This is a genomic window from Occallatibacter sp. FHG110214_02 (assembly GCF_059115385.1).
In genome coordinates, this window is sequence record NZ_JBZYWK010000002.1 from 397,755 (window position 1) to 419,527 (window position 21,773).

Annotated in this window: 18 protein-coding genes and 1 tRNA gene; 11 read left to right on the forward strand and 8 right to left on the reverse strand. The window is 55.5% G+C overall.

Annotated features, from left to right (window positions below; all coding sequences use genetic code 11):
• Positions 1-24 precede the first annotated feature (24 nt).
• Positions 25-2,310 (forward strand): beta-N-acetylhexosaminidase family protein, encoded by a 2,286-nt coding sequence (locus AC5S3R_RS03540; protein ID WP_494265293.1) that lies wholly within the window; start codon positions 25-27, stop codon positions 2,308-2,310.
• Positions 2,311-2,312: 2 nt separating this feature from the next.
• Here AC5S3R_RS03540 and AC5S3R_RS03545 read toward each other — a convergent pair whose 3' ends face one another.
• Complete coding sequence (locus AC5S3R_RS03545; protein WP_494265294.1) at positions 2,313-3,170, reverse strand: IclR family transcriptional regulator; 858 nt, start codon at positions 3,168-3,170, stop codon at positions 2,313-2,315.
• Between the two features lie 9 nt (positions 3,171-3,179).
• Complete coding sequence (locus tag AC5S3R_RS03550) at positions 3,180-4,097, reverse strand: dihydrodipicolinate synthase family protein (RefSeq protein ID WP_494265295.1); 918 nt, start codon at positions 4,095-4,097, stop codon at positions 3,180-3,182.
• Between the two features lie 33 nt (positions 4,098-4,130).
• Between AC5S3R_RS03550 and AC5S3R_RS03555 the strand changes: the two genes are divergently transcribed.
• The gene (locus tag AC5S3R_RS03555; protein ID WP_494265296.1) at positions 4,131-5,480 is read left to right on the forward strand and encodes an MFS transporter; all 1,350 of its coding nucleotides are present in this window, start codon (positions 4,131-4,133) and stop codon (positions 5,478-5,480) included.
• 390 nt (positions 5,481-5,870) lie between these two features.
• Here AC5S3R_RS03555 and AC5S3R_RS03560 read toward each other — a convergent pair.
• Positions 5,871-5,945, reverse strand: a tRNA-Phe gene (locus AC5S3R_RS03560).
• A gap of 205 nt (positions 5,946-6,150) precedes the next feature.
• Between AC5S3R_RS03560 and AC5S3R_RS03565 the strand changes: the two genes are divergently transcribed.
• Positions 6,151-7,734 (forward strand): adenosine deaminase family protein, encoded by a 1,584-nt coding sequence (locus AC5S3R_RS03565; RefSeq protein WP_494265297.1) that lies wholly within the window; start codon positions 6,151-6,153, stop codon positions 7,732-7,734.
• A 746-nt stretch (positions 7,735-8,480) separates the two neighbouring features.
• Here the strand turns inward: AC5S3R_RS03565 and AC5S3R_RS03570 are convergent.
• Positions 8,481-9,086 (reverse strand): hypothetical protein, encoded by a 606-nt coding sequence (locus tag AC5S3R_RS03570; protein ID WP_494265298.1) that lies wholly within the window; start codon positions 9,084-9,086, stop codon positions 8,481-8,483.
• A 194-nt stretch (positions 9,087-9,280) separates the two neighbouring features.
• Here AC5S3R_RS03570 and AC5S3R_RS03575 point away from each other — a divergent pair, with 194 nt between their 5' ends.
• Positions 9,281-9,499, forward strand: a complete 219-nt coding sequence (locus AC5S3R_RS03575; RefSeq protein WP_494265299.1) for a hypothetical protein — start codon at positions 9,281-9,283, stop codon at positions 9,497-9,499.
• 156 nt (positions 9,500-9,655) lie between these two features.
• On the opposite strand, the gene AC5S3R_RS03580 is transcribed toward AC5S3R_RS03575, so the two are convergent.
• Positions 9,656-10,954 carry a GNAT family N-acetyltransferase gene (locus AC5S3R_RS03580; RefSeq protein WP_494265300.1) on the reverse strand — a complete coding sequence of 433 codons (1,299 nt, stop codon included), beginning with the start codon at positions 10,952-10,954 and terminating at the stop codon, positions 9,656-9,658.
• Between the two features lie 247 nt (positions 10,955-11,201).
• On the opposite strand from AC5S3R_RS03580, the gene AC5S3R_RS03585 reads away from it, so the two are divergent.
• The 6 genes from AC5S3R_RS03585 to AC5S3R_RS03610 all read left to right on the forward strand — a co-directional run bounded on the left by AC5S3R_RS03585 (position 11,202) and on the right by AC5S3R_RS03610 (position 15,785).
• On the forward strand, positions 11,202-11,987 hold the full coding sequence (locus AC5S3R_RS03585; RefSeq protein ID WP_494265301.1) for an SDR family NAD(P)-dependent oxidoreductase: 786 nt from the start codon (positions 11,202-11,204) through the stop codon (positions 11,985-11,987).
• A 22-nt stretch (positions 11,988-12,009) separates the two neighbouring features.
• Positions 12,010-12,795 (forward strand): hypothetical protein, encoded by a 786-nt coding sequence (locus AC5S3R_RS03590; protein WP_494265302.1) that lies wholly within the window; start codon positions 12,010-12,012, stop codon positions 12,793-12,795.
• Positions 12,796-13,077: 282 nt separating this feature from the next.
• On the forward strand, positions 13,078-13,545 hold the full coding sequence (fabZ, locus tag AC5S3R_RS03595) for a 3-hydroxyacyl-ACP dehydratase FabZ (RefSeq protein ID WP_494265303.1): 468 nt from the start codon (positions 13,078-13,080) through the stop codon (positions 13,543-13,545).
• The gene (lpxA, locus tag AC5S3R_RS03600) at positions 13,542-14,315 is read left to right on the forward strand and encodes an acyl-ACP--UDP-N-acetylglucosamine O-acyltransferase (RefSeq protein ID WP_494265304.1); all 774 of its coding nucleotides are present in this window, start codon (positions 13,542-13,544) and stop codon (positions 14,313-14,315) included. Before fabZ ends, lpxA begins: the two co-directional genes overlap by 4 nt.
• A 3-nt stretch (positions 14,316-14,318) precedes the next feature.
• Positions 14,319-15,185, forward strand: coding sequence for an LpxI family protein (locus tag AC5S3R_RS03605; protein ID WP_494265306.1), 867 nt, complete (start codon positions 14,319-14,321; stop codon positions 15,183-15,185).
• Positions 15,186-15,251: 66 nt separating this feature from the next.
• Entirely contained in the window at positions 15,252-15,785 is a 534-nt protein-coding gene (locus AC5S3R_RS03610; RefSeq protein WP_494265309.1) for a peroxiredoxin, read from the forward strand.
• 268 nt (positions 15,786-16,053) lie between these two features.
• Here AC5S3R_RS03610 and AC5S3R_RS03615 read toward each other — a convergent pair whose 3' ends face one another.
• Entirely contained in the window at positions 16,054-16,743 is a 690-nt protein-coding gene (locus AC5S3R_RS03615) for a hypothetical protein (RefSeq protein WP_494265311.1), read from the reverse strand.
• 126 nt (positions 16,744-16,869) lie between these two features.
• Positions 16,870-18,642: a lytic transglycosylase domain-containing protein gene (locus AC5S3R_RS03620; RefSeq protein ID WP_494265312.1), complete on the reverse strand. Its 1,773-nt coding sequence runs from the start codon at positions 18,640-18,642 to the stop codon at positions 16,870-16,872.
• Between the two features lie 314 nt (positions 18,643-18,956).
• On the opposite strand from AC5S3R_RS03620, the gene lepA reads away from it, so the two are divergent.
• A complete protein-coding gene (gene lepA, locus AC5S3R_RS03625) occupies positions 18,957-20,768 on the forward strand; it encodes a translation elongation factor 4 (RefSeq protein WP_494265316.1) in 1,812 nt (603 codons plus the stop codon).
• 346 nt (positions 20,769-21,114) lie between these two features.
• Here lepA and AC5S3R_RS03630 read toward each other — a convergent pair whose 3' ends face one another.
• Positions 21,115-21,771, reverse strand: coding sequence for an OmpH/Skp family outer membrane protein (locus AC5S3R_RS03630; RefSeq protein ID WP_494265318.1), 657 nt, complete (start codon positions 21,769-21,771; stop codon positions 21,115-21,117).
• Positions 21,772-21,773 lie beyond the last annotated feature (2 nt).

A 21,773-nucleotide genomic window follows, 5' to 3' on the forward strand; every position in this document is an offset into this window, starting at 1 on the left:
CCCGTAGAGAAAAAGGCGATCGCTGTGCTCCAGGAGGAAGCGGAAAAACGCATTCATATCGCCTGGAAGCAGATGCCTCATGAGGCTGACACACCTGTATCCTTTGTCACCGGCACCAGAGACCAGCTTCCCAGGCTGCTTTCTCCGCAGACACTTCATTTATTGGAGCAGCAACCGCAAAATGATAAGAACAAGCCGGAAGGTTTTTCTATATCGACCTTGCATACGGAACATGGGATTGTAGTGGTGATTGCCGGGAACGATCACCGCGGATTGCTTTTTGGAATAGGATATGTACTGCGTAAATTAGAGATGGAGCCTGAGCACGCTATCCTGCCACAGGAAATTAATCTCAGCTCAGCGCCTGAATACCCCGTGCGCGGGCATCAAATCGGATATCGGTTTAAAAATAATACCTACGATGCGTGGACGGTAGCTCAGTTCGATCAGCAGACACGTGACCTGGCTATTTTTGGAAACAATACGATCCAGGTAATTGCTCCTAATTCTGATGACAATGCGACCAGCCCGCTCTTCCCCGCCCCTACTCTGCAAACTTTAATTGGGATTTGCAATTCCGCTGTTTCCTATGGATTGGATTTTGATCTTTATTATCCCGAGATGGCCAAAGATTACTCGAACCCGGCGACTGTAGAAGCAGAGGTTCGCAAGAGCGATGCGCTGTTCCGCGCATTGCCCCATATCGACGCGCTTTATGTTCCCGGTGGTGATCCCGGCCACACTGAGCCGAAGTATCTTATTCCGCTCGTTGAAAAAGAAGCAGAAGCTCTTCACAAATACCACCCACATGCCACTGTCTGGATTTCGGCACAAGGTTTCAACAGCGCGTGGTATACGGAGTTTTATTCAATCCTGCAGACTAGCCACCCTTCGTTCCTCACTGGCATTTTTGTTGGTCCCCAGTCACGCGACAGTTTTCCGCTACAGCGCGCAAAAATTCCGACGCAATACGCTCTGCAGGCATATCCGGACATTGGACATGTAATGCACGCCCAATTTGCAATGCCGGAATGGGACCCTGCCTTTGCCTTTTCTGAAGGACGGGAACCAATTGATCCGCGACCATTCGCGGAGATGGAAATCTATCGAACCTTCATGCAATATCATTCCGGCTTTGTTACCTACAGCGAAGGCGTAAATGATGATGTCAATAAATTCATTTGGGACCAGCTTGGTTGGTCTGCCAAGTCAGATCCGGTAGAGACACTGCGTGATTACGGCCGTTATTTTATTGGGCCGCGTATCGGCCGGTGGTCCAGCAATGACTTCGCTGCAGGGATTCTGGCATTGGAACGCAATTGGCAGGGACCTGCCATGACGAATGCAAGCATCGACACGACCCTGCTGCAATTCCGCAGCCTGGAAGAAGCTGCTACTCCGGATCAAAAGGCAAACTGGCGCTTTCAGTCGGCTCTTTATCGCGCCTACTACGATGCCTATATACGAGAACGGCTCATTGCCGAGACACATCAAGAACAAATAGCTCTCGAAGACCTTATGGCAGCTCCGAAGACAGGAGCAGATGCTGCCATCCGCGCCGCACATTCCGATTTGCAGCCTGTACCAGCGGTTGGCAAGGATTTACGGAATCACATCGTTGCACTTGCCGATACGCTTTTCCATTCTGTTGGCCTGCAACTCAGTGTTGAGAAATATGGTGCATCGGGCATAGAACGCGGAGCCAATCTGGATCGCGTGGATGTGAATCTAAATAACCGTGCCTGGCTTAATAAAGAGCTTGACCAAGCTGCGGGATTGCCCAGCGAGGAAGAGAAACAGTCCGCTCTTGCCCATATTCTGCATTACGCCGATCCAGGTCCCGGAGGCTACTATGACGATCTCGGTGACCCGAACAATGAACCTCATCTTGTGCCCGGAAAAGGGGCTCATACTGATCCTCAGCTTTACGCAACAAGTGTCAATGGCATTGCAGACAAAATCCCCGATAGCGGCCTGCGCATTTCTACCATTACCTATGCGGAAACCCTGTATGACACGCCCATCGAGCTTGTTTATCCCCGGATTGATCCGAATCAACATTATCGTCTTCGCGTTACTTATGGGGGAGAAGATTACACGCTGCCTATTCACTTGACCGCAAATAACTCCATTGAGATTCATGCGCCCCTGCATCGCGAAGGAAACCCTGAAACACTTGAGTTCGATATCCCGCGAGAAGCTACAGCCACTGGCCGGTTAGATCTGCAATGGACAAGGCCTGTTGGAGTAGGAGGGGGAGGGCGAGGACTGCAGGTAGCGGAGGTTTGGCTATTTCCGGTACAGAAATAGCCTTACTGTACTGCCTTCATTGCCTGTTTCAGCCTTTTCGAAATATTGACAGAGGCATCACGCATCGCCGCAATCAGGTACTTGCTTTGCTCCTCTGACAAAGCTCGCGATTTCGGCATAGAAACACTCATGGCGGCCACTGCGGCGTTGGTATCCAGAAAAATAGGAACGCCGTAGCAATATCCATCCATCACGGACTCTTCCATTTCAGTGGCGTATCCGCGCTCCCGTATCATTTGCATCTCACGCGCAACCTGCATCTCGTCCACAATCGTGCTTTGCGTGAAGCGGGGAAGACCGTAGCTCTTCAACAGATGTTCAAGCGTAAGCTCAGGCTGGTGCGCAGCAACTGCCTTTCCGAGAGAACTTGCATGAGGAGGAAGGATGCGGCCAACGGTATTCGCCATCCGGACCATGTGCGGACTTTCGATCACGCTCACCACTTCAATATGGTTGGGAAACAAGACAGCCAGGCTCACCGTTTCCTTGAAGCGCATCTGAAGTTGCTGCATTGGTTCTCGAGCAATGGGAATCAGCATTGACGCAATTTGACCAAATCGGCTGGAACGCTCTTCTTTCGCTGCGACGTAGCGCCCCTCTTCGTCCTGCTTGATCTGTCCCAGAGCCTGCAAGGTCTGCAAGAGACGAAAGGTCGAACTCTTCGTCAAACCAACTTCCAAAGAAAGATAGCTGAGGGTATGATGTTCCCCGGATCGGCTGAGAATACGCAGAAGAGCAAACGCCTTGGCAACGGCACGCGATGCGTACTGGCTATCCTCGGTGGCAGGGGTGTTGGCAGCTTTGCCAATGGCTCGTTTTGTTTTTTTCTTTGTTTCCATTGAGATAGGCCGCAGTGCCATACGTTCCCTTTATACCCGAACAGACATACGCTGGTACAGATGTTCTTCGATCGAGTGCCTTAAATCCGCTCCCGCTGGTTGATAAGGCCACGCTGGCAAATCATTGCAGATTCCCAGCACGGAAAGCCCGCACTTCAACCCTCGGATAAAACGGTATTCATCTTCTTCGGGATGATAGATGACCTCTCCCAACGCAATTACCTGACTGTGAAGTTCTTCTATGCGCTTCTCCTCTTGCTCAAGGCATGCGTTGTAAAGGTCCACAAATAATCTTGGGACAAGATTGGCTCCACCATGCACGCCACCATGCGCTCCCATGCGCATCCCATCGCGAAGAAGATGCTCAGGGCCGAGAAGGATACTGAAATCAGGCCTGTCACGCATGATTTCAACAACACGCGCGAGATAGTTGAGATCTCCGGAACTGTCCTTGAGTCCCCACACGTTGTCCAGTTTTGCAGCTTCCGCCACGGTTTCCGGTTCAAAGACCATCTTGGTCATGTTGGGCATGTTGTAGAGAAAGATTGGAAGTTCGCAATCCCTTGTTAACTGCTCGACCAGGCGAAGAAGATCAGCTTGCGTGGAATAGAAGTAATAAGGAGGCGCAATCACGATTGCACTGGCGCCAATCTCAGCCGCAAAAGCCGCCATCTTTCGCGTCTCGGAATACACCGTATCTGATACTCCCACCAGGACCGGAACCCGTCCCGCGACTTGCTCCACAACTCTCCGAACAAGTTCACGACGTGTTTTATAAGCCAGAGAAGGCCCTTCCCCGGTTGTTCCTAGAACGAACAGGCCATGCACGCCTCCGTCAAGCTGATATTCAACTAACCGGGTTAATCCCTCGATATCCAAAAGGTCCGGAGCATTTAACGGAGTAACCAAGGGAGGAACAATACCGCGTAGAGGACGGGCGAGTTGCATTCAAGCTCCTAGAAATTTCCAATTATTCATATTTTGGACCATAAAACTGACTACTTCAATAATATTGAAATATTTATTTATTTTTTGAAATACCTATGCGAAAGAATAGCCTATGGCTTAATCTTCCTCTCAGGCACACTCAACATCGAATCTCACGAGAATTGCATGCGGGTTACATACAAATGGTGGCTTGTAGCAATTCTGTGGCTGATATGCTTCTCGAATTATGCTGACCGCCAAGCGATCTTCTCTGTCTTCCCGTTGCTACGGCGGGAATTCGATCTCTCCGATCTCCAAATGGGAGTCGTTGCGTCATCGTTTATGTGGCTGTATGCAGTTTCAGGCCCGTTAGCGGGATGGGTTTCTGACCGCGTCTCTCCTAAGAAAGTTGTTCTGGCGGCGCTTACATTCTGGTCACTGGTTACATGGGGTACTGGCCTATCTGCCAATTATCCGAGCCTCGTGCTCTTTCGTGCTCTTGGCGGTTTCAGCGAAGCTTTCTATATTCCGGCAGCCATGGCGCTCATCGCGCTATACCATGGCTCTGAAACTCGATCGCGCGCAATGGCGATTCACCAATCCAGTGTGTATGCCGGCACCATCGCTGGTGGCTCTATTGCCGGCATACTTGCCGAACATCATGACTGGCGATACTGCTTTGAATGTTTTGGCCTATCAGGGTTGATCCTCGTTCCACTCGTAGGAATCTTCATCCGCGCGACACGTCCGTCTCAAGGAATTCTCAATTCGGAGAAGCTACGCTTTCGCGATGGCATCCAGAATATTCTGCGCAACCCAAATGCAAGCGCCATGATTGCCATCTTTTTCGGCGCAAATTTTGTTGCCATGATCTTTCTGGCATGGCTTCCCTCTTTTCTCGTTGAGCGATTCCACATGAGCATCGGAAAAGCGGGAATCTATAGCACCCTCTATTTACAGGCTGCCTCGGTAGCTGGAGTCTTGATTGGCGGCATCCTCGGAGATCGCGCTGCAACAAAGCCAGGCAATCGCCAGAAGGTTCAAACAATCGGATTATTGCTTGGCTTCCCTTTCCTGCTCCTCATAGGACAGTCAACAACCATTCCAGCCTTTGTCATGGGAGTGCTTGGCTTTGGCTTCGCCAAAGGAGTCTACGATGGCAACTTGTGGGCATCGCTCTATGATGTCGTCTTGCCGGAATGCAGAGGAATTGCCGCCGGCACCATGAACTCCATTGGCTGGATCGGAGGCGCGCTTTCGTCATTTGCGGTAGCTTTGGCGGCACATCGCTTTGGCTTCGGCATCTGCCTCAGCGCAACTTCAGTGATTTATCTGCTATTAGCTATCAGAATGAGAGGAGTTGCCGCCCGAGTGAAGCAGCATCCCCAATCCGTGTGCGCATAATGGCACCTCAATCAGAATTCCATGTTTTTCAGTTCGCCACCACCGTCAACAGTAGTTACTTCCCAAGCTTGCGGTCCATTCTGGAATACCGCTTTCGCCTGCCATCCTCTTGTATTGCACGAGGACGAAGGCATTGAATTGGTACCTGTAATGGGTGGTCACGCCCAGTGCTTACCGGAGTTTCGGGGGGGGAGCGTATCAGTGGTTGATGGCAGGGACGAGATCGAACCGTCGACGCAAAGGGCCTTTCATGGCTGCAGGACAAACCACTGAGTTGCGCTCAGAAAAACAGAGCGCGGTATAGGCATAAGAGATTGTATTGAGAACTTTAGTAGTGGCCAGGGCTGGAAATAATCAGCATTACTACTGATCGGAAGAGTGTAATGCAGGTGGTGGCCAGAGACGGGATTGAACCGCCGACGCCGGCCTTTTCAGGGCCGCGCTCTACCACTGAGCTATCTGGCCTCAGGGAGAATTTTGTTGCAATTTTCTGTTCGGGAGGCCGGAGAGAATCCGGCAAGGGTGGGTGTTCCTCGGACAGTTTGCTGCAACAACTTTTTAAGTATATCAAGGGTTGCGGCTGGAGCCAAACTGCTGGACGGCTATGTTGGGGAGAATGGTGCGATTTTTTGTCTGCTGGCTGCTCCTGCTCGCCTAAACTGAAGGCATTATGCACATTGGCACGCGCTTCTCTTCCCTTTGCCTTGCGGCTCTGACTCTTACCGCGGCGATGGCCGCAGCACAAACGGCTCCGAAAGCCGCTGCCGGCGAGGCTCGCGCGGTGCGGGCTTATGATGCAGCTGTTAAAGAGGGGCCGCTGGCGGTGCGGGCGTTTTTGCAGCAGTTTCCCAAAGGCGCGGATTTACATGTGCATCTCTCCGGGGCGGTGTATGCGGAGACCTTTATCCGCGATGCGGCGGAGGATGGGCTTTGCGTGGACCCAGCCGGGTTGAAGCTTGTTCCGCCGCCTTGTGCAGGGACGCTGGTTCCGGCGGCGCGGCTGAATGGGGTGCTGAGTCCGGCGGACCAGGACCTTTATGACAAGCTGGTGGACTCGCTTTCTATGCGGAGCTATGTGCCGGTGATTGCGTTCAGCGGGCATGACCAGTTCTTTTCTACCTTTGCGAAGTTTGGCAGCATTAATCCGCAGCATGCGGGCGAATGGGTGGATGAGATTGCGAGCCGGTCGGCGGCGCAGAATCAGCAGTATCTGGAATTGATGGATACGCCTGCGTTTGGGCATGCGGCGACGATTGCGCATGCGATTGGATGGCCGGCGGGCGCGGACAATGTGGACTTTGCGAAGATGCGACAGGCGCTGCTGGATCGTGGGCTGCGTGACGAAGTGAGCGTGGATATTGAGCGGGCACGGTCGAATGAGGCTCGGCGGCGCGAGCTGGAGCATTGTGGGACGGCGCAGGCAACCGACGCTTGCAAGGTTACGGTTCGATACATTTACCAGGTGCTGCGCGGGTTTGCGCCGGAGCAGGTGTTTGCGCAGACGCTGCTGGGGTTTGAGACGGTTGCGAAGTCGATTGCTGACGGCGAGAAGGGGTTTGTGGGCATCAATTTTGTGATGCCGGAGGATGGGTTTATCTCCATGCGGGACTATACGCTGCAGATGCACATGGTGGAGTATCTGCACTCGGTTTACCCGACGGTGCATATTTCGCTGCATGCGGGCGAGCTGGCTCCGGGGATGGTTCCGCCGGAGGGGTTAAGGTTTCATATTCGGCAGGCTGTCGAGATTGCCCATGCGGAGCGGGTTGGGCATGGCGTGGATGTGATGTATGAGGATGATGCCGCAGGGTTACTGAAGGAGCTGGCGGCGAAGCATGTGATGGTGGAGATTAACCTCAGCTCGAATGAGGGGATTCTGGGCATTAAGGGCATGATGCATCCGTTTCCTTATTACCGGGCGGCGCATGTGCCGGTGGCGCTTTCGACCGACGACGAGGGTGTGAGCCGCATCGATATTACGGGGGAGTATGCGCGGGCGGCAGTGGATTACCACCTTTCTTATGCGGACCTGAAGCAGTTGGCGCGGACGGGGATGGAGCATGACTTTTTGCCGGGGGCGAGTTTGTGGGCTTCCGCGGATGACTTCCGCGCGCCGGTAAGTGCGTGCAGGGGGCAGGTGCTGGGCGGCGAGAATCCGTCGGCGGGCTGCAAGGCTTTTCTGGATGGCAGCCAGAAGGCCGCAGCGCAGTGGGAGCAGGAACGGCGGTTTCGGGCGTTTGAGGCCAGGTTTTGAGGTTATTGGATGTAAGACGTTTGGAATGAGTGCTTAAGGTGTTGGTTTTGGTGTTTATTGATTAGTTAATGGGTTTTGGGAAAGTGGTTACTTTCTCGAAAAAATAAAAATTCTTTCCTTTTTTCTGGTTCGGGGAGGGGTCACGGTTGCGGTGCCCCCTCCTGCTTGGTGCGTAGAGATTGCAAAGCATCCCTCAGGGATAAAGCCCCGGTGCGTTTCCTTGCCTTGATTGCCGGGGATGTATCCCCGGCCTACCTTTGTTCCTGATACGTCCGGTGTAGTTGGTTCTCGATAATATGTCTTAAATCAATATGTCAGGTGCGGATTTTGGTGTTTCTTGATTGGTTAACAGGTTTGTGAAAAGTGGTTACTTTTCAGAAAAAAGCCCGAAAAAAACTTTTTAGGGCGGAATGACGAACGGCCCGATTCCAAAGGAATCGGGCCGTTTTTCTGCTTGATTGTTAGTGTGGCACAAAAGGGGTTAATTGAGCGCAAGAGTTATCCACAGATTTGGGATTTATTTTGCATTGCATGCGGATAAGGAAAAACGCGGCGGCTGATCCTTCGCTCCGCCTACCCCACTTCGTGGGGCCCCAATGCGCTGCGCTCAGGATGACAACGCTCCATTTTGTGAGTGAACAAAAAACAGGGGGCTGGCGGTGTGGGTATCCCCGGTCCCCGAATGCGAGGGACCGGGGTTGCACCCGTGGGTTGATGGGTGTTTGGAATGGGCCCTTTGAGGTTGGTTAGAGGGTTACGTCGAAGACGTAGGCTGCCGAGCCGCCACTGGCGGGGAGGCTTTCTACTCCGTCCACTTGCAGGGTGGAGCGGTAGACATCGTTTTTGGACGAGCTTTGGCCGTCGTGCGGGTTGACTGCGGATGCGCCGAAGGCGAGGATGACGCCGTTGGCTACGGCCGGGTCCTGCGGGAGCGACCAGGAGTAAGGGATGGTGAAGGTGTAGGAGGTGGAATTGGAGCCGCAGGGCGAGGTGGCGTAGGCGGTTTCGATTCCGCCATCGAAGGAGCCGGTTACGATGTCAATCTGGCCACCGATGGCCGTGAGTGAGTAGTGGATTTGTGTGCCCCTGGGAAAACGGGAAACCAGCTTGACGTTGATGGTGACGGTGATGGTTCCGGTGGTGGGGGTGACGGTGGGGCTGGCCTGCGAATGCGTCTTCATGGCCAGGCCGGAGGTGCTTATCTGGTCGTGCTGGGCATCGTATGCGAAGTTCAAACCGCTGGGTATGGAACGTGTTGCATGGGCCGGAGTTGAGGTTGGTGCGGACGCTTGTGCGGCACAGATGGATGTGCCGCAGAAGAGTGCTGCGATGAGCGTCAGGACAGGTCGCATATCTCGTCTCCTTGGTTTGAGTGGGTTTGGCCGCTTGCTTGTGGCCGGTCCAAGAGTCCCACAGGAACGGCTGCCGGACAAGTTAAAAACTGCGTCCGGCACTGGAGAGTGCTATTACGATTTTCTGGCGGCATGGGATGGAACCGGGCGTGGCAAGGCAGCGTATATCTGGTTACGCGACGAGGTGCAAGGCGATGATTAAGTTTCTGCTCTGGTGTCTTCTATTTGTGTTTTGCTGGCCGTTGGCGTTGCTGGCGTTGGTTCTCTATCCGCTGGTTTGGCTGGTGCTGCTGCCGTTTCGGATTGTGGGGATTGCCGTGGGCGGGGTGCTGGAGCTGGTGGCTGCGATTATCTTTTTGCCGGCGCGGCTGTTGAGGCCGCCGGTGGCGGCAGGGAACAGGGGTTATAGATAAACGGCTAAGGGCTGTAAAAAACGGAAAGGCTGTAAGAGACAACAGCTATAGAGGACTTATAGATATCCCACCCACGACGCAAAAGACGCGTCGTGGGTGGGGCACCCGGCATCTATCCTCGAATGTTTTCGCTTGCGTGAGACGACGAAACTGGTTCTAGTTGATGATCTGATCGATTTCTACATCCGTGGCCACTAATCGAAGGCGCGTTCGGACAAAATCCAAAAATGCTTTATTCTGGACAAACTTTGCACGGCTGACATCAATCAAGCCGCTCAGCGAACGCTTGTCGCCCCCGCGAAGCGCTTTGATATGCTGCGCCTCCGACTTACCTTTGGTCGATTTCTTCGAGGCAGGCTTCCCTGTCTTCCAGGCATAGGTCTGGTAGGGGTGCATCTCCATCAGTGCTCGAATTGCGGCCAGAATTGAATCGAAGTCCGCATCATTCTCCTCGTCAAGCCCCTGAAAAACATCGGCGAAGAGGACGTTGTATTCCAGCATGTAACGGCTAAGATGTTCCGCAAAGCGCTGCCGGTTGTTGACCGTGATTTCGCTCATGAGGATGGCCTGCACATCCTCCGGGTAGGGAACCTGCTGATCGAAAAGATCCTGCAGCTCCTGCCAGCTATTGCCTGAGACCGCCTGCTGGATTCCATGACTGACGACGACGTGGGAAACTGTGTGCGGCCCCTGCGGCGTGCCGGTTAGCTGGTTATAGGGCTTGGTCAGCATGTGCGTATACATCGTGTTGTAACGGTCTTCTGCTCGTTGAATTGTGCCGGGAAACGGGACTGGAAGCGGCGGCGCGGTTCTGAAGGCAGGCGCAGGTGCTTGCTGCAGGCTTCCTGGTGTTTTTCCCGCCGCCGGCCTATAAACCGGCGGCGCACTTGCCGCCGCTTGCGGGCGCTGCTGCAAGAAGGCTGCAGGCCGGTAGACTGGCGGCGGAGCTGCCATGGTGCGCGGGGTTTGTTGCACCGTTGCAAAAGGCCGGTATGCGGGAGGCGCTCCCTTGGGCTGAAATGCTGGGCCAGTCTTTGGCTGGATGCTGCCTGACGCCTGACGCATTGCGAGGCGCGTGCGCATTTGCAGAATGCCTGCGCCGGAAAAACCGGCATCCTGAAAACCAAGCTTGCGATACATTTGCCGCAACGTGGATGTGGGAACTCCGTCCGGGCTTGGAGACGCCTCCAAGTGAACCGGCAGGCCGCGAGCACCCGCGGATTGCACTGCCCGCTGCACCAGGCTGGTACCCAAACCCTGCCGACGATATTCGGCGGCTACGCGCAGGTTAGCCAGACGGGCGGAACCTGCTTCAAAGGACAACTCCACGTGGCCAGCCGCGGTTGTCATGCCCGGTAGCCTTGCTTCAATGCGTTCTGCACCCGCAACTGTCGTCGAACGGAAGAGCACGGTGTCCGCGCCGCGCCTGCCGGGGAATCGTGGAGAATCGTTCAACACCCCTCCTCATTTCCTACGCATGGTGTAAACAGATTGCGATTACTGTGCCGGGGAACTCTTAAGCATTATTATCCTGAACGATTTTTTTTACAAAGGAAACTCGGAGATTCCCTTCCGTGAGTGGGTTTCGGAGGGATTCCGGGATACGTTTCTGGATTGGAAAATGCCGCTTTGGAAGCAGGCTGTGAGCACCCGGTTTTGTGGCGGCTTTACTCTGTGCGGTTTGAGCCTTTAGTTTTGGCCTATGGCTGTTCCTCTTATTTTGGAAGGTAAGGCGGCGCTGATTACTGGCGGTTCGCGTGGGATTGGTGCGGAGACGGTGCGGTTGTTTGCGCAGGCGGGGGCACGGGTTGCGTTCAATTATCGGCGGGCTAAAGACCGGGCCGATGCGCTGGTGGCGGAGTGTGGGGCTGATTCCTGTGTGGCGATTGAGCAGGAGCTGAGCTCGCCGGCTGAGGGGCGTGCGCTGGTGGAAAAAACTGTTGCGGCGCTGGGGCGGCTGGATATTCTTGTGGTCAATCATGGGGTGTGGCCTCCGCATGATGCGCCGATTGCGCAGATGGATGAGGCGCAGTGGCGGCGGACGATGGATGTGAACCTGGACTCCGTGTTTGGGCTGGTGCAAGGGGCTGTGGCGCAGATGGAGCGGCAGGGGCCGGATGCGGCGGGCGCGGCGGGGCATGTTGTGCTGATTAGCTCCACTGCCGGGCAGCGAGGCGAGGCGAACCATGCGGACTATGCGGTGACGAAGGGCGCGCTGATTAGTCTCACCAAAAGTCTGTCGAGCGAGCTTGCGGCGAAGGGGATTCGCGTGAACTGCGTGGCTCCGGGATGGGTGCTGACGGAGATGTCGGCGGGAACGCTGGAGGATCCGGTGATGGGGCCGAAGGCGAAGGCGCTGATTCCGGTGGGACGCGCGGGGACTCCGATGGAGATTGCCGGGCCGGTGCTGTTTCTTTGCACGCCGTATGCGGGATTTATCAGCGGCGAGGTTTTGAATGTAAACGGCGGGGCGGTTTTAGTCGGCTAATAGAGATATGGAGATGCGATTGATGCGCCGGATTGTTTTGCTGGCTTTGGTTTGTGTTTTTGCAGCGGCGGGGCTGCGGGCGCAGGATGACGAGGCTGCGAAGAATGCGAAGCAGGCTCGGGCGGTGCTGGATGCGATGGTAACGGCGCTGGGCGGGCAGGCCTGGCTCAATATTCAGAACCGCGAGCAGCATGGGCATATTGCGGCGTTTTTTCATGGGAATCCTGATGCGGGGACTACGGAGGTTTTTGAGTTTCATAGCTGGCCGGACCATGACCGCATGGATGTGACGAAGCATCGCGACTATGTGCAGTTTTTCAATGGGCGCGAGGGGTGGGAGGTTACGTATCGCGGCAAGAAGGCGATTCCGCAGGAGCAGGTGGATGAGTTTTTGCGACGGCGTGACCACTCGATTGAGACAGCGGTGAAGGTTTGGCTGCATGACCCGAAGACGATTCTTGTGTATGAGGGGCAGCACCTGGCGGAGCGGCATCTGGCGGAGCAGGTGACGTTGATTTCGGCGGACAATGAGGCGATTACGATTTTGACCGACGTGCAGACACATCTTCCGCTGAAGCGGTCGTTTCAGTGGCGCGACCCGGTCTACAAAGACAAGAACACCGACATTGAAGAGTATGACGACTACCATTCGGTGCAGGGGTTTCCGACGCCTTATACGATCACGCGATGGAAGAACGATGAGATGGTGCGGCAGTTTTTTATTGATCGCGTGACATATAACGAGACGCTGGATGCGGATTTTTGGAATGTGGATGCGGCGGCGGGCAGGATTAAAAGGACGAAATAGTGGGGTGGGGAGGAGCTTTTAGCTGCTAGCTCTTAGCTTTTAGCCTGGTGGTGGGAGAGCGGACGGTATGGGTATCCCCGGTCCCCAAATGCCAGGGACCGGGGGCACCCCGTTTTCTCAGCGGCTTTCTCCGCAGCGGTTGTTTTCTATCGTGCTGGCTCGGTACTTTGGTGTAGCTGTGGGCGCTGCGGGAATGGCGTTGATGAGGCCGCCACTCCAAGTCCTTTATAATCCTTATTCGGACGCTTCCCTTTCCTAGCACGCGTTTTCGGAGTCTTGAGAATGACCTTTGACATCCAGGCGATCCTGGGTTTCCTGCCACATCGCTACCCTTTTTTGCTGATTGACCGGATTGTGGAGTTTGAACGCGCCAAGCGCGTGGTGGCGATTAAGAACGTGACCATCAATGAGCCGCATTTCACGGGGCACTTTCCGGGAGCGCCGGTGATGCCGGGCGTGCTGGTGATTGAGGCGATGGCGCAGGCCGGCGCGGTGCTGATGCTGAGCGAGATTCCGGACCGCGAGAAGAAGCTGGCGATGTTTACGGGCATTGACGGCGCGAAGTTTCGGCAGCAGGTGGTGCCGGGAGACCAGTTGCGCATTGAGGTGGACGTGCTGAACTTTCGCACGCGGGCTGGGCGCATGCTGGGACGTGCTTATGTGGACGGCAAGCTGGCCTGCGAGGCTACGCTGACGTGCATGATTGTTCCGCGACCAACGGAAAACACGAGTACCGAGGCAGGCGAATGAGCCATATTCATCCCAGTGCGCTGATTGCGCCCGGCGCGGAGGTGCCGGAGTCGTGCGTGGTGGGGCCGTATTGCACGATTGGGCCTGAGGTTGTGCTGGGCGAAGGCTGCACGCTGATTTCGCATGTGGTGGTGGATGGGCGCACGCATATCGGCGCGAAGAATACGATTTATCCGTTCACTTCGATTGGCGTTTCTCCGCAGGATTTGAAGTATGCGGGCGAGCCGACGGAGACGGTGATTGGCGACAACAATACGATTCGCGAGTGCGTGACGATTAGCCGCGGGACGACGAAGGGCGGCGGCGTGACGAAGGTGGGCTCGCACAATTTGCTGATGGCGTATGTGCACATTGGGCATGACAGCCAGGTGGGCAGCCATTGCATTCTTGCGAACTCCGCAACGCTGGCAGGGCATGTGACGATTGAGGACTATGCGAGCGTGGGCGCGTTCAGCCCGGTGCACCAGTTCTGCACGGTGGGGCAGTATGCGTTCATCGGCGGCGGAACGATTGTGACGCAGGACGTGCTGCCGTTTTCGCTTACCTCTTCCCGCCGCGAGAACAAGGCGTTTGGCATTAACAAGGTTGGGTTGTCGCGGCGCGGGTTTTCCGCGGAGCGGCTGGCTACGCTGCAGAAGGCTTACCGGCTGCTGCTGGCGTCGAAGCTGAATACAACACAGGCGATTGAGAAGATTCGCGAACTGAAGGGTGAGGATGCGGCTGTTCTGGCCGAGTTTATTGAGCGCAGCCAGCGCGGAGTTATCAAGTAAACAATGAAGCTGGGGCTGATTGCCGGCAATGGGCGGTTTCCGTTTTTGTTGCTGGATGCGGCAAGGGCTGCGGGGCAGCCCGTGGTTGTGGCTGCGATTAAGCAGGAGACTGAGCCGGAGATTGAAGAGCGGGCTGCGAAAGACAGTGGCATTACGGTTCACTGGCTTGGGCTGGGCGAATTGTCAAAGCTCATTGATACCTTTCACAAAGAAAACGTCACACAGGCTGTGATGGCCGGGCAGGTGAAGCATAAGCAGATTTTCTCCAGCATTCGTCCGGATTGGCGACTGGCGAAGCTGCTGATGAATCTGCGCACGCGGAACACCGACATGCTGCTGGGTGCGGTTGCGAAGGTGTTGGGCGATGAAGGGATTGAGCTGATTAGCTCCACTACGTTTCTGGAGCCGCTGCTGGCGCAGGAAGGCGTGCTGACTGCACGCGGACCCGACGAGAATGAGCGCAAGGACATTGAGTATGGCCTTGGCGTGGCGCGTGGTGTGGCGGGGTTCGACATTGGGCAGACCGTGGTTGTGGCTGCGCAGGCTTGCGTTGCCGTGGAAGCGATGGAAGGAACGGACGCTACGATTGTGCGTGCGGGTGAGCTGATGCGGTCGATGGAGGAAGAGTCTGGTGAGCCTGCTTCCACGCTTGAGCGCCGGCTTACCGTGGTGAAGGTGGCTAAGCCGAAGCAGGATATGCGTTTTGATGTGCCGGTGATTGGGATTCATACCATTGAAACAATGATTCGCGCGGGGGCTACGTGCCTTTCGATTGAAGCGGAGCGGACGCTGCTTTTTGACCGTGACAATCTTTTGACAAGTGCAGACCGGGCAGGCATTGCAATTGTGGCGGTTCCGCGAGGATACTAGAGAACGCAGCGGACAATACTGCCGTTTGGCTTTGAAAAATCGATTTGTAATGCTGGAGGTCTCCTCATGAAAAAGTCTCTTCTCTCGCTTTGCGCCGCACTGCTTGTTTTCTCTGGCGCTACCGTGGCTGCGCATGCAGCTGACCAACCGGCTGTGGGTTCCGCGGCTCCGACGTTCAGCCTGCCTTCGCAGGATGGCACGCCTATCTCGCTCGACAGCCTGAAGGGCAAGTGGGTGGTGCTCTACTTCTATCCCAAGGACATGACGCAGGGCTGCACGATTGAGGCGCACAACTTTCAGCGCGACCTGGAGAAGTTCAACGCTGCCGGTGCGGTGATTCTTGGCGTGAGCGTGGACTCCGTGGACAGCCACAAGCAGTTCTGCGCGAAGGATTCGCTGACCTTCCACCTGCTGTCTGACAGCGACCACAAGGTAGTGGAGAGCTATGGCTCGCTGGGTGGTTGGAACGGCACGGCGATGGCGCAGCGCAACACCTTCCTGATTGATCCGCAGGGCAAGATTGCGAAGGTCTGGACGAAGGTTGACCCGGCGCAGTCGTCGCAGGAAGTTCTGGATGCGCTTGCGGAGTTGAAGAAGTAGAAACGCAGATTACTGGTCTCAGGTGACAGGTTACAGTTTTTGCTGTTGCGGAGTGCCTGAGATGGTTGAGTAACAAAAACAGCCTCGATTGTATCGAGGCTGTTTTTTGTGTGCGGGATTATGGTTCGTGTATACGGCGCATTCCGATTGAAAGCATGCCCCAAGGGCTAAAGCTCCACGAAATTTGGCGAGTACAGACGCAAAAGAGCCCGCCGGGTTGGCGGGCTCTTTTGCTTGCCTTGGTACTACTGTTGCCGAACTACGAAAGTTACTTCTTCTTCGCAGCCTTCTTTGCAGGGGCCTTCTTGACGGCCTTCTTCACAGCCTTCTTAACGGCCTTCTTTGCAGGGGCCTTCTTCACAGCCTTCTTAACGGCCTTCTTAACAGCTTTCTTAGTTGCCACGGTATTACCTCGTTTGGTGGATTTGCTGGCGCGGGTTTTGACCGCGGCCTTTTTGGCCTTGGTCGTTCCGCCCTTAGCGCCAGTGCTGACTTTCTTCGGGGCGGATTTCTTTGCGGCTTTCTTGATCGCCTTCTTTGCGACCTTGGCGGCTTTCTTCAAAGCGGCCTTCTTTGCCACAGCTTTTTTCGCGGGGGCCTTCTTTGCGGCTTTCTTTACCGCAGTCTTCTTTGCAGCCTTCTTTGCAGCCTTCTTCGCGGGGGATTTTTTCGCAGCTTTTTTGATCGCCTTCTTCACTGCTTTCTTCGCAGCCTTCTTTGCAGGCGCGGCCTTGGCAGGAGCAGGAGGCGGTATGGGAATGGAAGGAATAACTTCCACTACGGTGATTTCTTCGACTACCGAAATATCGTCATCATCGGAAGAAGTAAATTCACTGGGGATGAGAATCTCCTCCTCGTCGTCTTCTTCCAGCGGCTCGTCGTTCTCAGGAAAGAGTTCCGCGGGTTCAGAGTCTTCGAAGCCGTCGCTCGCGGCGTACATCTTCAACACTTCATCCATCGCATTGCCTCCAGCGCTCCGCGCTGTACCTGAATCTCTGGCTCATCTCTCATGCGTGAGCCATTCATGCAATAGCTTGCACGCAAACACCACTAAATGACAAGTATGAAGTGAGCTACCTTGCGATTATTTTCGCCTCTTCCTCGGAGCCTTCCCACTTCGGTTCGAAGCAGAGGATGTGTGCGAGGTTGTATGCGCGCTGCTGCGGCTGCGTTTTGCGCTGCCTTTACGCGGTCTTTCGTCATCACTCTCACTGGATGCAGCAGCACTGCGACGATGCTTGCCTCCGCGTGTTGCGCGCGCTGCGGGCTCGGTTACATGCAGCTTGCGGCCCGCTGCAACGCTGGTGCCGGAGCGAATGCCGTTCCAGCGGCGCAGTTGCGCGAGCGAGATGCCGAACCTGTCTGCGATAGAGACCAGCGTGTCGCCACGACGCGCGGTGTAGAGCGTTTCATGCGAGGAGCGTTCTACGGTTGGCTCGGTGGGCACGACGAGTGCTTCCACACTTGCAAGGTTCTGGCCGGGCTGCAACTGGTTGGCAACGGCAAGGTCATCCGCATTGACGCGATAGCTCTGCGCGACGGACTCCAGCGTATCGCCAGCAACGACGCGGTGATAACGCCATGAGGTGCGCTTGGACTCGGGCACGCGGGCGATGCGCTGCTGGAACAACGTGGCCGTGCCTGCGGGCAAGTGAAGATCGAAAGAATCGTCGGGCGGCGTGACGTTGCGCAGAAGGCTCGGGTTCAAAGCCTGTATCTCATCGATGGGCGCATTGACGATATCGGAGATGAGACGCAGGTCAATGGAAGAGTTCACCGTAACTGTATCGGTCAGGATTGGCGGATCGAGAGTGATTTCGTCGAAGCCGTATTGCCGGGGGTTATTCGCGATGATGATGGCGGCGAGAATTTCCGGCACGTAGTTCTTGGTTTCAACGGGAAGATTGTTGCGCCGGTAGAGCTCCCAGAAGTCGGCATAGCCGGTCTTCTGCACGGCGTGCTGAATATTGCCCGTGCCCCAGTTATAACCGGCCATGGAAAGATACCAGTCGCCCAGCTCGCCGTAGATGAACTTGATGTAGCGCGCAAAGGCACGCGTGGATTTCTCCGGATCGAAGCGCTCGTCCACATAGCTGTTGCGGACGAGGCCGTATTCGCCTGACGGCATGAACTGCCACATGCCGCCCGCCCTGGTTCCGAACCTGGTCATGGGACCGATGGCCTTGGGATTGAAGCCTGACTCGGCAACGGCGAGATAGATGAGGTCCTGCGGAGCGCCTTCTTCTGCCATGACGCGCTGAATCATGTTGCGATAGCGGCCACCGCGCTGAAAAGCGTGCAGCAGCGTGTTGTGGCCTTTTTGCGTGTTGGCGAAGAAGTTGATGTAGGTTGCCACGTAGTCGTTAACGACGAGCGGAAGATCGGACTTGGTGGTGGCGAGCTGTGATTTTGCTTTCGCAACGAGGTTGGGGTCTACGGAGCCAAAGGTTACGTCGCCAGCAACATTCGCAGGAGTCTCTTCATTGGAAGGCGCGAAGCCGTTGCCCTGCTTGAGGGCTTCCATTTCGAGAGAGTTGACGTTGTCTACGATGCGGTCAAAGACGGCTTGCAGGGCGGGCTCATTTTTGAGGTCGAAGCCGCTGGAGAGCATGAGGTCAACGGCGCGGTCGAAGTCGGCCTTGGCTTCCGGCAGGCGGCCTTTGCGATAGTTGGCGTCGCCGGAGGCGTAGGCCTCATTGACCTGCTGGATGAGCTGCTGAAGGCGCTGCTGGTGCTGCGCCTGATTGGAAAGCGGCTGCTGCGCGAAGAGATTTGCGGAAAGTGGCGACGAGCCGGAGACAGCTAGAACGGCTGCAAGCCCGGCACAGTAAATTCTGCTCGAAAAAATACCCTTCATGCGTTTCTGTGCCGCTTATCCATATCATTCATTTCGTTGGTATGTGCTTTTGTTGAAAAGCGCATGCCCCAGGGGCTAAAGCCCCGCGATTTCTTACTTGCTTCGATGTACGGGCTGAAGCCCGTACCCTTCAAGAGCCTACGCCGATGATAAGCTATGCGATGAGGCTCTTTGTACGAAATACGCATGGGAAAAGCATATTTCGGCACTTTCGTTCCCTGCGAGTCTCAGATTTCCTGATGCGGTAATGCCGCATTGTTTCATCACCTCTCCGCTTAATACACCTGCGGGAAAATACGAGTCACACGCTTCGAATGGAATCACGCTTTTTACGCAACTTCGCAATTATTGCCCACATCGATCATGGAAAATCGACGCTCAGCGACCGTCTGCTTGAAATGACCGGCGCGCTGAGCCAGCGCGAGATGCAGGCCCAGGTGCTGGACGCCATGGACCTTGAGCGCGAGCGCGGCATCACGATTAAAGCCCATGCCGTGCGCATGATGTACAAGGCCAAGGACGGTAACACGTATCAGTTGAACTTGATTGATACTCCGGGGCATGTGGACTTCAGTTATGAAGTGTCGCGGTCGCTGGCTTCGTGCGAGGGCGCGCTGCTGGTTGTGGATGCGAGCCAGGGCGTGGAAGCGCAGACGCTGGCGAATGCATATCTCGCCATCAATCACGGGCTTGAGATTATTCCGGTCATCAACAAGATTGATTTGCCTTCCGCCGATATTCTGCGCACGCAGGAAGCGATTGAGCAGGCTGTGGGGTTGGACGCTACGGATGCGATTCCCGTTAGCGCGAAGACGGGCCTGGGCGTGGACGATGTGCTGGAAGCGATTGTGAAGCGGCTGCCTCCGCCGACGGGTGATCCGAAAGCTCCGTTGCAGGCGCTGATTTTCGATTCGTGGTTTGACGCGTATCGCGGTGTGATTGTGCTTGTTCGCGTGATGCAGGGCACGATGAAGAAGGGGCAGCGGATTCGCTTCATGTCGAATGGGAAGGTCTTCGATGTGGAATCGATGGGCGTGCTGACACCGAAGCCGGTGGAGATTGGCGTGCTCAGCGCCGGCGAAGTTGGCTTCTTTGTGGCCACCATTAAGAACCTGGGCGATACGAAGATTGGCGATACGGTTACTGACGATGCTGTTCCGGCTACTGAGCAGTTGGCTGGCTTTGAAGAACTGAAGCCGATGGTCTTCTCGGGGCTGTACACCGTGGACTCGCATGAGCACACGCTGTTGCGCGATGCGCTGGAGAAGCTGCGGCTGAATGATTCCTCGTTCTTCTTTGAGCCGGAAAGTTCTGCAGCGCTGGGCTTTGGCTTTCGCTGCGGCTTTCTTGGGCTGCTGCACATGGAGATTATTCAGGAACGTCTCGAACGCGAGTATGAGCTGGACTTGATTACCACTGCGCCGGGCGTGCAGTACATGATTACGTTGACGGATGGCTCGGAGCTTGCGGTCGATAATCCTTCGCGGTGGCCGGACCCTACGAGCATTGAGAAGATCCTGGAGCCCGTAATCAAGGCGCAGATTCTTACCAATGAGGAATATGTTGGCGGAATTCTGAAGCTGGTGGAAGAGAAGCGCGGCAAGCAACTCAATTTTGAATATGCGACGCCTACGCGGGTGATGCTGACGTACGAGCTTCCGCTGAATGAGATTGTTCTCGATTTCTATGACCGGCTGAAGTCGGTTTCACGCGGATATGCTTCGCTGGACTACCAGTTGGCCGGGTGGTGGGATTCGCCGATGGTGAAGATGGACATTCTCGTTTCCGGCGAACCTGTGGATGCGCTGTCGATTATCGTGCACCGGGATTTTGCTTACGAGCGTGGCAAGGCGCTGGTGGCGAAGATGCGGGAGCTGATTCCACGGCAGCAGTTTGAGGTGGCTATCCAGGCGGCGATTGGGTCGAAGATTGTGGCCCGCGAGACTGTCGCAGCTTTGCGCAAAAATGTTTTGGCGAAATGTTACGGTGGTGACATATCGAGAAAGCGGAAACTGCTCGAAAAACAGAAAGAGGGCAAAAAGCGGATGAAACGTATCGGCAAGGTGGACATTCCGCAGGAGGCCTTTCTGGCAGTGCTTCGCGTGGGCGAAGACGCTCAAAAATAAGCCGAAATCAGGCCAAAACAGGACATGTTTCCAGATTGGGATGTCACAGAGCATTCATGGTCGTCTGTGGAAAGCCCTGAAATGCGCTGGAAGCGGCGGATTTGCCCACGGCGGTGTGCAAGTTCTGTACACTGCCGTGTTATTCATAGAAAAATAAAGAGTTAGAGCTTCTAGCAGAAGCCCTTCCGGGTTGACAAGAGCAAATTGATAGAAAAGCCAGAAGGCGCGCACAAGTTTTTGCACATTTTTTTCCACAGATGAGGATATGAAAAACGGCCAGCTTTTGAGGGCTGGCCGCTTGTGTTTTCAGTCTGCGAAAAATTGCTTAAAAACTGCCGCTGGCGGACTAGTGTTTGGGAGCCGCTGGCCTGGGCGCTGCCGGTTTGGCCTGCGGTCCGGGGAGGGGCGCTTCGACCGTCTGCGGAGGCGCGGAGATGCCTGATTTTACGTTGTAGGCATCGGTGACGGCCTTGGTGATGTCAGTCGCCTCGATGGCGTAGAGGATGGGGCTGGTTTGCGGAGACTGGTCCAGCACCAGGGTGTAGCCGTTCTTCTGGGCGTAGTCGGCCAGAACGTCATAGACCTTGGTGGCGGTGTTGCTGAGGAGGGTCTGGACTTCCTGCTGGTAGCCGTCGCGGGCGTCTTCAAAGCTGCGCTGGAAGGTTTTGCGCTTGTCTTCGAGAGCCTTGGCACGGGATTCGCGCTCGGCGTCGCTGAGGGTGGCCTGCTGCGCCTGAAGCTGCTTGGTCTGGTTCTCGATTTCGTCGCCCTGGGTCTTGAGCTGCGCCTGCCTGGGCTCCCACTTCTTTTGAATGTCGATCATGGCGCGCTGGAACTCATTGGTGCGGCCAACGGCAATCTGGAAGGCAATGACAGCGATTTTGCTGGAGCCGGTGGGAGTGACAGCGGGAGCGCTGGCGGCAGGGGTTTGTGCTGCGGCGGAAAATGCCTGACTGGAAATAATGCCCGAGGCGAGCAGGGCGGCAACGGCAAAACGCTTCATTC

Excerpts from the sequence above, each read along its gene's own strand:
- AC5S3R_RS03545 (WP_494265294.1), bottom strand. The coding sequence starts at position 3,170 with ATGGCACTGCGGCCTATCTCAATGGAAACAAAGAAAAAAACAAAACGA.
- AC5S3R_RS03550 (WP_494265295.1), bottom strand. The coding sequence starts at position 4,097 with ATGCAACTCGCCCGTCCTCTACGCGGTATTGTTCCTCCCTTGGTTACT.
- AC5S3R_RS03565 (WP_494265297.1), top strand. The coding sequence starts at position 6,151 with ATGCACATTGGCACGCGCTTCTCTTCCCTTTGCCTTGCGGCTCTGACT.
- AC5S3R_RS03570 (WP_494265298.1), bottom strand. The coding sequence starts at position 9,086 with ATGCGACCTGTCCTGACGCTCATCGCAGCACTCTTCTGCGGCACATCC.
- AC5S3R_RS03575 (WP_494265299.1), top strand. The coding sequence starts at position 9,281 with ATGATTAAGTTTCTGCTCTGGTGTCTTCTATTTGTGTTTTGCTGGCCG.
- AC5S3R_RS03585 (WP_494265301.1), top strand. The coding sequence starts at position 11,202 with ATGGCTGTTCCTCTTATTTTGGAAGGTAAGGCGGCGCTGATTACTGGC.
- AC5S3R_RS03590 (WP_494265302.1), top strand. The coding sequence starts at position 12,010 with ATGCGCCGGATTGTTTTGCTGGCTTTGGTTTGTGTTTTTGCAGCGGCG.
- fabZ (WP_494265303.1), top strand. The coding sequence starts at position 13,078 with ATGACCTTTGACATCCAGGCGATCCTGGGTTTCCTGCCACATCGCTAC.
- lpxA (WP_494265304.1), top strand. The coding sequence starts at position 13,542 with ATGAGCCATATTCATCCCAGTGCGCTGATTGCGCCCGGCGCGGAGGTG.
- AC5S3R_RS03605 (WP_494265306.1), top strand. The coding sequence starts at position 14,319 with ATGAAGCTGGGGCTGATTGCCGGCAATGGGCGGTTTCCGTTTTTGTTG.
- AC5S3R_RS03610 (WP_494265309.1), top strand. The coding sequence starts at position 15,252 with ATGAAAAAGTCTCTTCTCTCGCTTTGCGCCGCACTGCTTGTTTTCTCT.
- AC5S3R_RS03615 (WP_494265311.1), bottom strand. The coding sequence starts at position 16,743 with ATGGATGAAGTGTTGAAGATGTACGCCGCGAGCGACGGCTTCGAAGAC.
- AC5S3R_RS03620 (WP_494265312.1), bottom strand. The coding sequence starts at position 18,642 with ATGAAGGGTATTTTTTCGAGCAGAATTTACTGTGCCGGGCTTGCAGCC.
- lepA (WP_494265316.1), top strand. The coding sequence starts at position 18,957 with ATGGAATCACGCTTTTTACGCAACTTCGCAATTATTGCCCACATCGAT.
- AC5S3R_RS03630 (WP_494265318.1), bottom strand. The coding sequence starts at position 21,771 with ATGAAGCGTTTTGCCGTTGCCGCCCTGCTCGCCTCGGGCATTATTTCC.